Source organism: Luteolibacter sp. (assembly GCF_058122085.1).
On sequence record NZ_JBIKBQ010000038.1, the window covers coordinates 1 to 13,731 of the forward strand.

Annotated in this window: 12 protein-coding genes; 6 read left to right on the top strand and 6 right to left on the bottom strand. The window is 62.7% G+C overall.

Annotated elements, in window-relative coordinates; genetic code table 11:
• The 3 genes from AC4DF4_RS07470 to AC4DF4_RS07480 all read left to right on the top strand — a co-directional run.
• A partial coding sequence (locus AC4DF4_RS07470; RefSeq protein WP_490047491.1) for an NADH-ubiquinone oxidoreductase-F iron-sulfur binding region domain-containing protein occupies positions 1 to 946 on the top strand: 946 nt, incomplete at its 5' end.
• The gene (gene fdhF, locus AC4DF4_RS07475; RefSeq protein ID WP_490047492.1) at positions 934 to 3,609 is read left to right on the top strand and encodes a formate dehydrogenase subunit alpha; all 2,676 of its coding nucleotides are present in this window, start codon (positions 934 to 936) and stop codon (positions 3,607 to 3,609) included. The genes AC4DF4_RS07470 and fdhF, both read left to right, overlap by 13 nt.
• Positions 3,602 to 4,399, top strand: a complete 798-nt coding sequence (locus AC4DF4_RS07480; protein ID WP_490047493.1) for a formate/nitrite transporter family protein — start codon at positions 3,602 to 3,604, stop codon at positions 4,397 to 4,399. The genes fdhF and AC4DF4_RS07480 overlap by 8 nt, the downstream gene beginning before the upstream one ends.
• A gap of 6 nt (positions 4,400 to 4,405) precedes the next feature.
• Here the strand turns inward: AC4DF4_RS07480 and AC4DF4_RS07485 are convergent, their stop codons facing one another.
• The 4 genes from AC4DF4_RS07485 to AC4DF4_RS07500 are packed head-to-tail and all read right to left on the bottom strand — an operon-like array spanning position 4,406 to position 8,149.
• Positions 4,406 to 5,209, bottom strand: coding sequence for an ABC transporter permease (locus tag AC4DF4_RS07485; protein WP_490047494.1), 804 nt, complete (start codon positions 5,207 to 5,209; stop codon positions 4,406 to 4,408).
• A gap of 17 nt (positions 5,210 to 5,226) precedes the next feature.
• Positions 5,227 to 5,982, bottom strand: a complete 756-nt coding sequence (locus tag AC4DF4_RS07490; RefSeq protein WP_490047495.1) for an ABC transporter ATP-binding protein — start codon at positions 5,980 to 5,982, stop codon at positions 5,227 to 5,229.
• Between the two features lie 46 nt (positions 5,983 to 6,028).
• Positions 6,029 to 7,507 (bottom strand): inorganic phosphate transporter, encoded by a 1,479-nt coding sequence (locus AC4DF4_RS07495; RefSeq protein ID WP_490047496.1) that lies wholly within the window; start codon positions 7,505 to 7,507, stop codon positions 6,029 to 6,031.
• Positions 7,508 to 7,519: 12 nt separating this feature from the next.
• Positions 7,520 to 8,149 carry a DUF47 domain-containing protein gene (locus AC4DF4_RS07500; RefSeq protein WP_490047497.1) on the bottom strand — a complete coding sequence of 210 codons (630 nt, stop codon included), beginning with the start codon at positions 8,147 to 8,149 and terminating at the stop codon, positions 7,520 to 7,522.
• A 181-nt stretch (positions 8,150 to 8,330) separates the two neighbouring features.
• Between AC4DF4_RS07500 and AC4DF4_RS07505 the strand changes: the two genes are divergently transcribed.
• Positions 8,331 to 9,497 carry a pyridoxal phosphate-dependent aminotransferase gene (locus AC4DF4_RS07505; protein WP_490047498.1) on the top strand — a complete coding sequence of 389 codons (1,167 nt, stop codon included), beginning with the start codon at positions 8,331 to 8,333 and terminating at the stop codon, positions 9,495 to 9,497.
• Here the strand turns inward: AC4DF4_RS07505 and AC4DF4_RS07510 are convergent.
• Positions 9,428 to 10,102 carry a hypothetical protein gene (locus AC4DF4_RS07510; protein ID WP_490047499.1) on the bottom strand — a complete coding sequence of 225 codons (675 nt, stop codon included), beginning with the start codon at positions 10,100 to 10,102 and terminating at the stop codon, positions 9,428 to 9,430. The genes AC4DF4_RS07505 and AC4DF4_RS07510 overlap by 70 nt on opposite strands.
• Positions 10,103 to 10,168: 66 nt before the next feature.
• Here AC4DF4_RS07510 and AC4DF4_RS07515 point away from each other — a divergent pair, with 66 nt between their 5' ends.
• Entirely contained in the window at positions 10,169 to 10,960 is a 792-nt protein-coding gene (locus tag AC4DF4_RS07515) for a transposase (RefSeq protein WP_490047500.1), read from the top strand.
• A 134-nt stretch (positions 10,961 to 11,094) separates the two neighbouring features.
• On the opposite strand, the gene rpoD is transcribed toward AC4DF4_RS07515, so the two are convergent.
• Positions 11,095 to 13,059 carry an RNA polymerase sigma factor RpoD gene (rpoD, locus tag AC4DF4_RS07520; protein ID WP_490047501.1) on the bottom strand — a complete coding sequence of 655 codons (1,965 nt, stop codon included), beginning with the start codon at positions 13,057 to 13,059 and terminating at the stop codon, positions 11,095 to 11,097.
• Positions 13,060 to 13,341: 282 nt separating this feature from the next.
• On the opposite strand from rpoD, the gene AC4DF4_RS07525 reads away from it, so the two are divergent.
• Positions 13,342 to 13,722: a HesB/IscA family protein gene (locus AC4DF4_RS07525; protein ID WP_490047502.1), complete on the top strand. Its 381-nt coding sequence runs from the start codon at positions 13,342 to 13,344 to the stop codon at positions 13,720 to 13,722.
• Positions 13,723 to 13,731: the final 9 nt, after the last annotated feature.

Genomic DNA, 13,731 nt, shown 5'->3' on the forward strand with positions numbered 1-13,731 from the left:
AGGCGATGCGGGCGCATTCAGCGATCGGTTTCTGATGGAGGACGATCCGCACGCGCTGATCGAAGGCATGGCGATCGCCGCCCACGCCATCGGCGCGGCGCGCGGCTGGATTTATCTGCGCCACGAATACCCCGCCGCGCGTTTGTCGCTGGAGCACGCGCTCGCGGAGGTGCGCGCGGCAGGCATTCTCGGGCGCGGTTTCGACATCGAAATTTTCGTCGGTCACGGCGGCTATATTTGTGGCGAGGAAAGCGCGCTGCTGTTGTCGATCGAAGGCCGGCGTCCCGAAGTGATGGCCCGCCCGCCCTATTTGACGCAACGCGGGATTTTCGGCCAGCCGACAGTGGCGAACAACGTCGAGACCTTCGCCACCGTGCCTTGGATCATCGAGCACGGCGGCGACGCCTATCACGCGCTCGGCTTTTCGAAGAGCCGCGGCACCAAGCTGGTGTCGCTCAACTCGCTATTCGCGCGGCCGGGCCTTTATGAAGTCGAGTTCGGCATCCCGGTGCGGCGGATCGTGGAGGAAATCGGCGGCGGTTTGCGAGCGGGCGCGCTCAAGGGCGTGATCATCGGTGGTCCGTTGGCGGGCATCATCCCGCCGGGATTGTTGGATACACCGTTCGGTTTCGAGGAGCTCGCGGCCATCGGCGCGAGTGCCGGTCATGGCGGCGTCATCGCCTTCGACGAGCATACTTCCATCGCGGCGCTGGTGCGGCATGTTTTTTCGTTCGGTGCTTACGAGTCGTGTGGCAAATGCACGCCCTGCCGCCTCGGCACCCGGCGCATCGAGGAAATTTTCGCGAAAGCGGACGACGGCGAGTGGCGCGAAATCGTGAGCGCTTTGAAATGGACGAGCCTGTGCGGTCACGGCATGGGACTCGCCGCGTTCGCGGAATCCGTGATGCGATACTACGGAGAGGAGGTCGCGTCATGCTTCGCGTAACCATCAACGGCCGGCCGTGCGAAGCACCCGAGGGCGCGACGATCCTCGACGCGCTGCGCGCCCACGGCGCGGATGTGCCGACGCTTTGCCATGACGAGCGGCTGCATCCCAGTGGCGCGTGCCGCCTTTGCGTGGTCGCGGTGAAAGGCTGGAACCGTCACGCCACCGCCTGCAACACGCCGCTGCTCGACGGCATGGAAATCGAGACGCACTCGCCCGCGGTGGAAGACGCGCGGCGGACTTTGCTGCGCCTGCAGGCGGCTGACTATCCGGCTGCAGCCGTCGTGCAAGCGCCCGACAAACCATTCCACCACTGGCTGCGGCATTACGGAATTCAGGCCGGAGACGGGGCGGGCAAGCATTTCACCGACACCACGCATCCCTATCTGCACGTGGACATGGCGCAGTGCATCACCTGCTCGCGCTGCATCCGGATTTGTGATGAAGTGCAGGGCCAGTTCGCCTGGCGGGCTTGGGGCCGCGGCGACGCCACGCGCATCCTGCCGAACCGCGGTGACAGCTTGCTAGAGAGCGATTGCGTGAGCTGCGGTGCCTGCGCGGACACCTGCCCGACCGGCGCGATTGAGGACCGCTCGGTGCTTGAACATGGCAGGCCGGACGCGTGGACGCGGACGGTTTGTCCGTACTGCGGCACCGGTTGCGAGATGCTCGTCGGCACGCGGGATGACCGGATCGTGCAGGTGAAACCCGTGGCCGACGCTCCCGTTAGCAAGGGGCATCTCTGTGTGAAAGGCCGCTACGCCTTCGGCTTCACGCACTCGCCGGACCGCGTGCGCGAGCCGATGATCCGCGAGGGATCGGAATGGCGGACGGTGACGTGGGAGGAGGCGAACCGGTTCGTGGCGACGCGGTTGCAGGAAACCCTCGACGTGCACGGTCCGCAGAGCGTCGGCATGCTGGGCTCGGCGCGCGGGACGAACGAGGAGAATTATGTCGCGCAGAAATTCGCCCGCGTCGTGCTCGGCACCAACAACGTGGATTGCTGCGCGCGCGTCTGCCACGCGCCCACCGCGGCGGCGATGAGGCGGATGCTCGGCACCGGCGCGGCCACCAACTCCTTCGACGACATTGAGCACGCCGCCGCGTTTCTCATCTGCGGTTGCAATCCGACCGAGGGGCATCCAATCGTCGGCGCGCGCATCAAGCAGGCGGTGCTGCGCGGGGCCAGGCTGGTTGTCATCGACCCGCGCGCCACCGAGCTGACGCTTCACGCCGACGTCCATCTCGCGCTGCGACCCGGAACTAACATTCCGCTGCTCAACGCCCTCGCGCACGTCATTCTCGACGAGTCGCTCGCCGATGAAACGGCGCTCCGCGAGCGGGTGAGCGGCGGCGGGGATTTCCGCGAATTCATCCGCGCTTGGACGCCGGAGCGGGCTGCGGAAATTTGCGGCGTGAAGGCGGACGACATCCGCGCGGCGGCGAGGATTTACGCGACGAGCGCGCCGGCGATGGCCTTCCACGGGCTCGGCATGACCGAGCAGGTGCAGGGCACGGAGGGCGTGATGGCGCTGGTGAACCTCGCGTTGCTCACGGGAAATTTCGGCAAGGCCGGCTCTGGCGTGAATCCGTTGCGCGGCCAGAACAACGTGCAAGGCTCCGCCCACATGGGCTGCGAACCGGGTCATCTGACGGGCTATGTTCCCATCGAGCAGGGGCGCGATGTGTTCGCCGCCGCGTGGGACACGCCGCTGCCGAAGGTCCGCGGCTTGAATCTGATGGAAATGATCGACGCCGCGGGACGCCGCGAGCTCAAGGCGCTTTGGGCGATCGGTTATGACGTGGCTTTCACCAATCCCGACACGATCCGGACGCATGACGCGCTCAGCTCTGTCCGGCTCGTCATCGTGCAGGATTTGTTTTTCAACGAACTCGCGCGTGAGTTCGGGCGCGTATTCCTGCCCGCGGCGTCGCCGTTCGAGAAGGACGGCACTTTCATGAACTCCGAGCGGCGCATCCAGCGCGTGCGGCGTGTGGTGGCGGCTCCGGGCCAGGCGCGGGCGGATTGGGAAATCGTTTGCGACGTGGCGCGGGAGATGGGTTTCGGCGCGGCGTTCGCGTTTCACTCGGTCGAGGAGATTTGGAATGAAATCCGCAGCGTGTGGAAGGCGGGCGCGGGCATCAGTTACGCTCGTCTCGAGAACGGCGGGTTGCAGTGGCCGTGTCCTGACGAGTCGCATCCCGGCACGGCGATCCTGCACGCGGAATCCTTCGCCGGCAGCAAGACCGCGCCCTTGCAATGCGTCGATTTCCAGGAATCCACCGAGGCGACGACGCCGGACTATCCGCTGCTGCTCACCACCGGCCGCACGCTCTATCAATTCAACGCCGGCACGATGACGATGCGCACGCCGAACCGCGAGCTGCGCCGCACCGACATGCTCGACATTTCCCCCGCCGACGCCGCGCGGCTCGGGCTGGGCGAGGGCGAAAGCGTGCGTGTTTTCAGCCGTCACGGCGTGGTGGAAATGCCGCTGCACATCGATCCACGCGTCAAGGCGGGCGAGCTTTTCGCGACTTTTCACGCCAGGAAAACCGGGCTGAACCGCCTCACCGGACAGGGTCGGGACAAGCAGGTGATGACGCCGGAATACAAGGTCGTCGCGGTGCGCGTCGAACGGAAGGGAGGCGACTGTGGCTGAGCTCTTCGGTTTCGAATGTTATTCTCCGCGCGAGATTGCCGAACGGGTGGAGAACGTCGGCGTGGCGAAGGCGAATCTGCCGTTCCTCCCGATGGCCGCGCTCGGCGTGCTCGCGGGTGGTTTCATCGGGCTCGGCGCGCTCTTTTCCACGCTTGTGCTGAGCGACGGCGCGCTGGGTTTCGCCGTCGCGCGGGTGCTTGCGGGCCTGGTGTTTTCGCTCGGGCTGATTCTCGTCGTCATCGCGGGCGCGGAGCTTTTCACGGGAAACAATCTGCTCGTCATGGCGTGTGTCGCGCGACGGATCAGTTTCGGGAAACTGCTGGCGAACTTGTGCATCGTCTATGTCGCCAACTTCATCGGCGCGGCGGGACTCGCGGCCATCGTGGCGCTCTCCGGCCACGCGCAAATGAACGATGGCGCGGTCGGTCGCACTGCGGTGGCCATCGCCACCGCGAAGGTCGCGCTGCCCTTCGGCGAGGCGTTCTTCCGCGGCGTGCTCTGCAACTTGCTCGTCTGCCTCGCCGTCTGGCTCGCGATGGCCGGGCGCAGCGTCGCCGACAAGATTCTCGCGATCGTCTTCCCGATCAGCGCGTTCGTCGCCGCCGGCTTCGAGCACAGCGTGGCGAACATGTATTTCATCCCGTTCGGCATTTTCCTGTATGGCGACATCGGCACCGCGGATCTGTTGCGGAATCTCGTGCCCGTCACCCTTGGCAATCTCGTCGGCGGCGCGGGCATGGTCGGCCTCGTCTATCATACCATTTACCGTCGCGGCTCGCCCGAGCGGTGAGCTGCCTCATTGCGTGGCCACCTTGACCAGTAGGCCGGTCTTGCGGACGTGGCGGAGGTTTGCGGCGAAAAACCAGGCGGCGAGTCCTCCCCAGACGAGGTTGAGCAGGAACGCGGACTGGAGCTGGCCCCACGGCGCGGCTTGGCCTGATAGCACGGCGCGCATGCCTTCGAAGATCGGCGTGCAGGGCAGGGCTTTGGCGACCGGCTGGAGCCACCACGGCAGCACGGAGACCGGATAGAAAACGGCGGCGAGCGGCTGGATGAAGAACGGCACCGCCCATGCCAGACTCTCGGCGGCCTGCCCCCAGCGCATGATCAGCGCGGTCGAGACCATGCCGAGGAACCAGCCGAACAGCATGAGGTTTCCAAGGAACGGAATCAGCGAGAGGCCAAGATCCGCAAGCTGGAATCCGTAGGCGAGCGCCGCCACCACCGTGAGGATGAGCAGCGTCACGCAGACGCGCAGGACGCCTACCAGACAGGTCGCGGCGACGTATTCGACGGTCCGCACCGGGGCGACGAAGACGTTGAGCAGGTTGCGCGTCCACACGTCCTCAAGGAAGGAAATGGCGACGCCTTGTTGGGAGCGGAACAGGACGTCCCACAGGATCATCCCGCCGATGAGGAAGGTGATGGTGGTGGGGAACTCACCGGCCGCGTGTTTCTGGAGATAGATCGTTAGGAATCCCCAGACGAGCAGATCGACCAGCGGCCAGAAGATCAGTTCCACGAAGCGAACCGGATGGCGCGTGTAGAGGAACACGTAGCGGAGAACGAGCGCGCTGACGGTGTGGAAGGAAAACGGCATGGGAGTGGTGTGGGGATTTATTTGAGTCCGATGGCGTCGATCTCGCCTCGGGCGACGCCGATGAAGAAGTCCTCCAGCGATGCTTGGTTGAAGCGCGTCTTGACCTCGCTCGGCGTGCCTTCGGCCAGGACCTTGCCGCCGTGGAGGAAGACGAGCCGGTCGCAGACTTCCTCGATGTCGCGCATGTTGTGAGAGGTGTAGAGGATGGACAAGCCGGTTTCCTGTTGGAGGTGGCGGAGCAACTTGCGCACGCGGTCGGCGATGTCGGGATCGAGCGAGGCGGTGGGTTCGTCGAGCAGGAGAAGCCGCGGCTTGTTGAGCAGGGCCTTGGCCAGATTGACGCGGGTGGATTCCCCTGCGGAGAGCGTGCCGGTGACGGACTTGCGGAGGTGGCTGATGTCGAGGAGTTCGAGCAGCTCGTCGATGCGCTGCTGCGGCCGGGGCACCCGGTAGAGTCTGGCGAAAACAAGCAGGTTCTGCCAGACGAGCAGGTTGGACGGCAGGGCGGTGTAGGCGGAGGAGAAATTGACCTGCCGCAGGATTTCGATGCGGTGCTTCCAGAGGTCGAGGCCGAAGATGCGGACCGTGCCGGAAGTCGGCGTGGTCAGGCCGAGCAGGAGGTTCATGGCGGTGGTCTTGCCCGCGCCATTCACGCCGAGCAGGCCGAGCGACTCGCCCTCCGCCACGGTGAACGAGAGGCCGTCGAGGGCGGTGAATTCACCGAAGACCTTGACGAGACGGTCCGCCTCAAGAATGGGGGTGGCTGGTGGCATCGCCGGAACCTGTCACGATCCGGCGGGATTTTCCAGCGACAATCGATCAGGGAATCCAGCCGCAGAAGCGGAAGGCCTTGACGAGCAGATAGGCGACACCGCCGGCGGCCGGCAGGGTGAGCACCCAAGCCCAGAGGATGCGCTCGATCAGGGAGAGCTTGAGGGCGCTGAAGCGTTTGGCGCAGCCCACGCCCATGATCGAGGTGGTGATGCTGTGGGTGGTGGAAACCGTCATGCCGAAGCTGCCGGTGACGGCCAGCAGGGTGGCGGCGGTGGCTTCTGCGGCGAATCCGTGGACGGGTTGCAGCTTCACCATCTTGTGGCCGAGGGTTTTGATGATCCGCCAGCCGCCGGCCATCGTGCCCGCGGCCATGGTGAGAGAGCAGATGATCTTGATCCAGGCTGGCACGTCGGGAGACAGATCGCGGACTTTGCCGGCGGCGACGACGAGAGGGGACTTACCTGCGGCTTCCGCGGCTCTCATTTCCTTGCCGAGGGTTTTCTCCCAGTCGGTGAATTTCCCGGCGACCATTTTGCCGATGACGGGCAGTTTCGGCAGGAAGCGGGCGTCTTCGGTTGCCAGGACTTCCCGATGGGTCGCGGCGGCCATCGCGGCGAGGCGTTGGGATGCCGCGGTATCGCCGGTGGCGGAGTGGGCTTTGGCGGAGAGCGTTTGGAAGGCTTCGCGGAATTCGCCGGGTTTCAGACGGGCGCTCTCGGTTTCCAGGACGACGGCGGCTTGGCGCAGTTGGTCGGGGGTGGACTTGGGGTTTTGGAGCGTCTTGATGCTTTGCTCGGCCTGCATCGACTTGTCCATGCGGAGGAAGCCAAGCCAGTTAGGCACGTTCTGGAAACTGCCGGTCGCGGTGGCGGTCACCAGCGCAAGGGTGATGACGCCCATGGTTTTTTGCGCGTCCGCCAGGCCGTGGGCGAATCCCATGTAGCTGGCGCTGAGGATCTGCGCCTTCCCGAAGAAGCGGCTGACGAAGCGCGGGCGGGCTTTTTGGAAAAGGAAGTAAAGCAGTCCCATCAGCAGGAATCCGCCGAAGAAGCCGATGATCGGCGAGGAGATCATCGGCACGATCACCTTGTGCAGCACGCCTTCCATGACTTCCTTGCCGTCCTTCACTTTTTTCACCGACCAGATGATGGCGTGCCAGTTGTCATGGGCGCTGGCGACGGCCGCGCCGCAGAGGCCGCCGACGAGGGCGTGGGTGGAGCTGGAAGGAAGTCCGAACCACCAGGTGATGAGATTCCAAACGATGCCGCCGAGCAGCGCGCAGACGAGGACCATCGGGGAAATGAACTGCGCGTCCACCAGTCCGGAGGAGACGGTTTTCGCCACGGCATGGCCGGCGAGCGCGCCGATCAGATTGGTCGCCGCGGCCATCGCGATGGCTTGCCGCGGGGTCATCACCTTCGTGCCGACGACGGTGGCGATCGAGTTCGCGGTGTCGTGGAAGCCGTTGATGTATTCGAACACCAGGGCGATGAAGATCACCAAAAAGATAATTCCGAGACTCATGCGGTTCTAGCCTCAGGAATTTTTCAGGACGATCTGCGAGACCACGTTGCCGGAGTCGCGGCAGCGGTCGATGACTTTTTCCAGCAGATCGTAGAGATCGCGCATGGCCATGGCCTTGATCGGGTCCATCGAGCCAGAGTAAATTTCCTTCAAATAGCCGAGCACCAGTTGGTCGGCGCGGCCTTCGAGCTCCTGCATCTTGTCGTTTTCCGCCTTGATGTCTTCGAGTTTCGGGCTCTTGGCGAGCATGTCCACCATCCGGACGACCACCAGCGCGGCTTCCTGGGCGATGGCCATTTGCGGCGCGAAATCCTCCGCTTTCACCAGATGGTTCATGATTTCGTAGCGCTCGCCGAATTTTTCGACCGTTTTGGGAATCCGGTAAAGCGCCTTCGAAAGCGCCTCGATGTCCTCCCGCTCCAAGGCGGTGATGAACACCTTGACCAACTCCTCGCTGATGATTTCCGCGTTCTTTTTCTCGTTACGACGGGCCACGGCCAGCTCGGCAAGCGAGACGTTTCCATTTGATTCCTTCAACAACCGGGCGAGGGCTTCGATGCTCTGGTGCGCCGATTTGGCGCTGGAGGCAAGGAGTTCAAAGAACCGGTCCGACTTTCCAAATAGCTTCGCGAGTGAGATCACGGCGGGAAGGTGGCAATTTCGTCACACGCCGACAAGCGGAGTTTTCGGCTCAGGATTGGCTCACCATTTCGCTTGCCACCTCATGGGCGAAGCCTCAGAAAAGCCCTCCGCCCATGCCGGGGTCGCGCACATTCTGTTGCTCCGCCCGGTTTGGCGGCCCAATCCTCAATCGCGCGCTCAAATGGAAAGCATCTCATCCCGTATTGCCAAGGTTTCCCCGTCACTCACGCTTGCCGTCACCGCACAGGCCAAAGCAATGATCGCCAAGGGCGAAGAAGTTTACGCGCTCGCCGGCGGTGAGCCGGAAGTCGATACCCCGCAGTTCATCAAGGACGCTGCCATCGAAGCCCTCCAGGCCGGCAAAACCAAATACACCCCGGCCGGCGGCATCCCCGAACTCCGCGCCGCGCTTTCGAACAAGTTCAAGGTCGACAACAACCTCGACTACGCCGCCAGCCAGATCTGCGTCACCGGCGGTGCCAAAATGGCCTGCTACAACGCGATCCTTGCCGTCATCGAGGAAGGCGACGAAGTCATCATTCCTTCGCCGTTCTGGGTTTCCTACCCGGAAATGGTCCGCCTCGCCGGCGGCGTCCCCGTCATCGTAGAGACCAAGGAATCGACCGGTTGGAAAATGACTCCCGAGCAATTCGAGGAAGCGATGACCCCGGCGACCAAGATGGTCATCATCAACACCCCCGGCAATCCGACCGGCGCCATTTACACCGCCGACGAACTCCGCGCCCTCGGTGAAATCGCGCTCGAAGAGGACATCGTCATCCTTTCCGACGAAATTTACGAAAAGCTCGTTTACGGCGAAGCGAAGCACGTTTCAATCGCCTCGCTCAGCAAGGAGCTCTACGACCTGACCATCACCGTCAACGGCTTCTCCAAAGCCTACTCGATGACCGGCTGGCGTCTCGGCTACACCGCCGCGCCGAAGGCCTTGGCCGACGCGATCGAGAAGATCCAGAACCACACCACGTCCAACGCCAACAGCTTCGCCCAATACGGCGCGCTCGCCGCCCTCGAAGGCGACCAGTCGTTCATCGACGACATGCGCGGCGAATACGACGTCAAGCGCCAGTTCATGTTCGCCCGTCTCAAGGCGATCAACAACATCCGCGTGGTCGAGCCGCTCGGCGCGTTCTACTTCTTCGTTTACACCGGCAACACCGGCCTGAAATCGATGAACCTCTGCGACAAGCTGCTCTCCCGCTACAAGGTCGCCGCCGTTCCCGGCATCGCCTTCGGCTACGACGAGGGCATCCGCCTGAGCTACTGCACCACGCTGGACATCCTCAACGAAGGACTGACCCGCTTCGAGCAGTTCTGCCGCGAGCATTGATCTGTAGCGTCGGTCTGCGACCACTTCTTTTTTTCATCGACCGTTGCGGAGGTGACCGCGCAGGCGAGTGGACACAGTGCGATGGGATCGAAGCTGACATGGAAGCGCACGGAGGCGGATTTCTTGCCGTCTTTCCTGGCCTTGCCGGCACCGAAAAGTGCCCAGGTCATTCTCGGCAAGGCGGCGAACACGCTGCTGTCGACCACTCTCAGGGCGAACTTGCCGAGTTGGGCGGCGTTGAGACAGGGAGTGGGCGGATCGATGTCACCGGTTTGCCGCGAGGCCTGCCGCACCTGCACCCGGGTTTCACCGCTGAGTTGTGCGATGATGGGTAGTAGCATTTCCTCGGGAACGTGGGCCTGCGCCTTTGAAACACTGGCGAGATCCATGGCGAAGCAGCGGTAGCGCTGCTTGAATTCCTCGAGTTCGGAGGCGCGGCAGAGGCCGCGCAACGAGTCGCAGGTGGGGACGTAAAGCCCTAGCAGCATGAATCCGAGATAGTCCTGGATGGAAAAGGTCCGGTTGCCATGACTCCATGTCGCGGGGAGCTCGGCGGCGGGAAACGCGGCCTCGAAGAGGGTTCTGGCCCTGTCGATAATTCTCATAAATGGACAGGCCTTTAGTCAGAGTCTTTTATTGTCATTTATCCCCCGCTCCGGTAGTTCTTCCGCATGAGCAGAAGGGCGCGGTGGTTGGCGGAGTGGAGGAAATCCACCGGGAAACCGGTGTTTTACCACGTGATCTCGCGGGTGGTGGACCGGCGGTTTGCGCTGGGGACGGAGGAGAAGGAGAAATTCCGCGCGCTGATGCGACTCCAGGAGAAGTTCACCGGCTGTCGGGCGAATTCCTACTGCCTGATGGACAACCACTTCCATATTCTTTTGGAGGTGCCGCCAATGGCGGACGGGGGGCTGTCGGACGAGGCGCTGTTGAAGCGCTTGTCGGCGATATACAGCGAGGCATTCGTCGCCGGCGTGGCCAAGGAATTGACGGATGCCAAGACGGTGGTTTACGCGAACGAAGGCGGGCTGGATGAGGCGGTGGCGGCGATTCACAAGCGTTTCACCTACCGGATGCACGATCTGGGAGAATTCATGAAGGGGCTGCTGCAACGGTTCTCCCAGTGGTTCAACCGGGCGCATTCCCGGACGGGGCGGCTGTGGGAGGACCGGTTCAAGAGCGTGATCGTGGAAGACGGCGTGGCGGCAAAAACGAAGCGGACGCGCAAGGGCATGGGCGCGGCGGACGCCGAGCGCGTGACTGAGCGTGCGGGCGAGCTATCGCGGGGCAAAATGCTGCGCTGTCGGGTGAGGTATTTCACGGACGGGGCGGTGATCGGAAGCAGGGTTTTCGTGAACGAGGCGTTTGCGAACGCCCGCGATCGTTTCGGGAGGACGGGGCGAGGAAGATGCGCGGCGATGCGGCTGCCGCAGCAGGGATGCTGTGGACCCTGCGGGATTTGAGGAAGGGAATTTGATTCTCCTACGGGGGCAGCTGCGCTCCGGTCCGGCTTGGGCAGGCATTAGCGCGTGGGAGACTCCACCAAAGGCGTTTTCAGGACCGTCCCGCAGAAAGGAAACTCCTGCGATGCAGTGCTTTACGCCCCCGGCAGCTCGATGAAGCCTTCCAGCTTGCGAATCCGCGTCGGGTGGCGCATTTTCCGCAGGGCTTTGGCTTCGATCTGGCGGATCCGCTCGCGGGTGACTTGGAACTGGCGGCCGACTTCCTCAAGCGTGCGGCTGTAGCCGTCCTTGAGGCCGAAGCGTTGTTCGAGAACCTCGCGCTCGCGCTCGGTCAGGGTGTCGAGCACGTCCTTGATCTTGTCCTTGAGCATCGAGAAACCGGCTTCCTCCATCGGGTTATCGGCGGCCTTGTCTTCGATGAAGTCGCCGAAGGAGGTGTCGTCCGAATCGCCGACGGGGGCTTGCAGGGAAATCGGCTGCTGCGCCATTTTCAACACGGCGCGGACCCGTTCGACGGGAAGGTGGATTTCCTCGGCGATTTCCTCCGGGGAAGGCTCGCGGCCGTATTCCTGGACGAGCTGCTTCTGCACGCGCATCAGCTTGTTGATCGTCTCGATCATGTGCACCGGGATGCGGATGGTGCGGGCCTGGTCGGCGATCGAGCGGGTGATCGCCTGGCGGATCCACCAGGTGGCGTAGGTGGAGAACTTGTAACCGCGGCGGTATTCGAATTTTTCGACCGCCTTCATCAGGCCCATGTTGCCTTCCTGGATCAGGTCGAGGAACGACAGGCCGCGGTTGGTGTATTTTTTGGCGATGGAAATGACGAGGCGGAGGTTGGCCTCGACCATCTCGGTCTTCGCCTTGAGCGCTTCCTTGAGCCAGTGGCGGAGCTGTTTGTTGGCTTCCTCGAAGGTTTCCTGGGTATGCCAAGTGCGCTGCTGGACCTCGCGCATCTTGGTGAGAAACTCCTTGTCTTCCGGGTCTGCCTGAAGCTTGCGGCCGTATTTCCAGAACTTCTGCATGTATTCCTCCACTTGCTCGCAGAAGTCCTCTACGACTTTCTGTTTGTAGTAGAAGCGGGTGAAGACGCGGTTGAGGGTTTGGATGTTCTTCTGGAACTCCTCCTCGAGCTTCTTCTTGCCGCGCGGGTTCTTGGCGGAGAGCTGGCGGAACAGGTCGTCGTTCTCGTGGTGAAGCTGCTTCAACTGGTCGCAAAGCTTCGGCAGGCCTTTCATGTAGCGCTCGCGGGACTCGATCTTCTTGTCGAGGATCACGCGGTCGAAGCGCTCCTTGCCCTTGTTGAGCTTGTCGGCGAGCTCCAGATAGGAATCGGTGACGAATCCGAATAGGTGGAGGTGTTTGGCGACTTCGATTTCCGCATCCTCGATGCGCTTGGAAATTTCCACTTCCTGCTCGCGGGTGAGCAGCGGGACCTGGCCCATCTGTTTGAGATACATCCGGACCGGGTCGTCGAGGATGTCGAGCTTCTGGTCGGCTTTGACGTCTTCCTCCTCGCCGTCGCCTTCGTCGCGCTTCTTGTCCTTGTAGCGGTCCACCTCGGAGGCGTCGATGATGTCGAACTCCATGTTGCGGAGTCGCTCCATGATGGCCTCGACGTCGTCGGGATCGACAAGGTCGTTAGGCAGGATCTCGTTGATGTCGTCGTAGGTCAGGTAGTCCTGTTCCTTGGCGAGTTTGATGAGTTCGCGGATTTTCTCCTGGATTTCAGGGGTGTCGATCCGGCGCTTGGGGGCTTCGGGAGTCCTGGCGGAGGCCTTGGTTTCGGCGTTGGCCGGGGTGGGAGTGTCCTTTTTGGTTTTGGCAGGCGCGGGTTTCTCGGCGACCACCACCTTGGGCTTGGCTTCGACCGCGGGTTTGGCGGGAGTCTTGACGACGACTTTCGGTGCCGCCTTCACGACCGGCTTGGCGACTGCTTTCGGGGCAGGGACAACGACGGGCGGTTTTTTCGACTTGGCTTCCTTCACGGGAGGGGCCTGCTTTTTGCTCTTCGGGTCCTCCTTGGGTGCTGCCGTTTTGGAAACCTTTACCTGGGGTTTTGCGGCGGGTTTCTTGGAAGAAGATTTGGATGCGGACATGGAATAAAATGCGCTTGAGTCAGAAAACAGGCCAGATTTCACCTAGCCTAGGGGCGTTGCGGAAAAATCGCAGGCGGAGCGGAATGAAGAGGCGCAGCGAGGACCCGTCAAGACCTTTCTTCCGATTTGAATTGCCGGAAAATCAAGGGTTCACGGGACTTCGCGACGCAGGGGAAATCCAATATCCCGGATTTTCATCGGGTGCAAGAAGTGATCGTGATTGAGCTTCCTCCGATTTCCGGTTTCAAATCGCCGGGAAACACTTAGGGTGCGCCACCGCACATGATCACCGTCACTCCCAAAGCCATCGAAGAACTCGGCAAGCTGCTCGCGAGCAAGGCCAAGTCCGCCCAGTCGGGCCTGCGTCTCGCCGTTCGCCGCGGCGGCTGTGCCGGCTGGCAATACGAGATGAACGTGGCCGATCCCGAGCCCGGTGACGAGATCGTCGAATCCGGCGCGTCGCGGGTGATCGTCGCCGCCGACAGTTTCGACCGCTTGCGCGGTTGTGAAATCGACTACTCCGACGACCTGACCGACGCCGGTTTCAAAATCCACAATCCCCGTGCCGCAAGATCCTGTGGCTGCGGCACTTCGTTCGAAACTTCCGACGAAGCACCGGGCGCCCACGCGGTGCCGGACGGCGAGGCCTGCGGCACACCCTGACATCCAACG

What these genes read in the sequence shown, in the direction of transcription:
- AC4DF4_RS07495 (WP_490047496.1), bottom strand. Translation starts at nt 7,507, where the DNA reads ATGAGTCTCGGAATTATCTTTTTGGTGATCTTCATCGCCCTGGTGTTC.
- AC4DF4_RS07510 (WP_490047499.1), bottom strand. Translation starts at nt 10,102, where the DNA reads ATGAGAATTATCGACAGGGCCAGAACCCTCTTCGAGGCCGCGTTTCCC.
- AC4DF4_RS07490 (WP_490047495.1), bottom strand. Translation starts at nt 5,982, where the DNA reads ATGCCACCAGCCACCCCCATTCTTGAGGCGGACCGTCTCGTCAAGGTC.
- AC4DF4_RS07525 (WP_490047502.1), top strand. Translation starts at nt 13,342, where the DNA reads ATGATCACCGTCACTCCCAAAGCCATCGAAGAACTCGGCAAGCTGCTC.
- AC4DF4_RS07505 (WP_490047498.1), top strand. Translation starts at nt 8,331, where the DNA reads ATGGAAAGCATCTCATCCCGTATTGCCAAGGTTTCCCCGTCACTCACG.
- rpoD (WP_490047501.1), bottom strand. Translation starts at nt 13,059, where the DNA reads ATGTCCGCATCCAAATCTTCTTCCAAGAAACCCGCCGCAAAACCCCAG.
- AC4DF4_RS07515 (WP_490047500.1), top strand. Translation starts at nt 10,169, where the DNA reads ATGAGCAGAAGGGCGCGGTGGTTGGCGGAGTGGAGGAAATCCACCGGG.
- fdhF (WP_490047492.1), top strand. Translation starts at nt 934, where the DNA reads ATGCTTCGCGTAACCATCAACGGCCGGCCGTGCGAAGCACCCGAGGGC.
- AC4DF4_RS07485 (WP_490047494.1), bottom strand. Translation starts at nt 5,209, where the DNA reads ATGCCGTTTTCCTTCCACACCGTCAGCGCGCTCGTTCTCCGCTACGTG.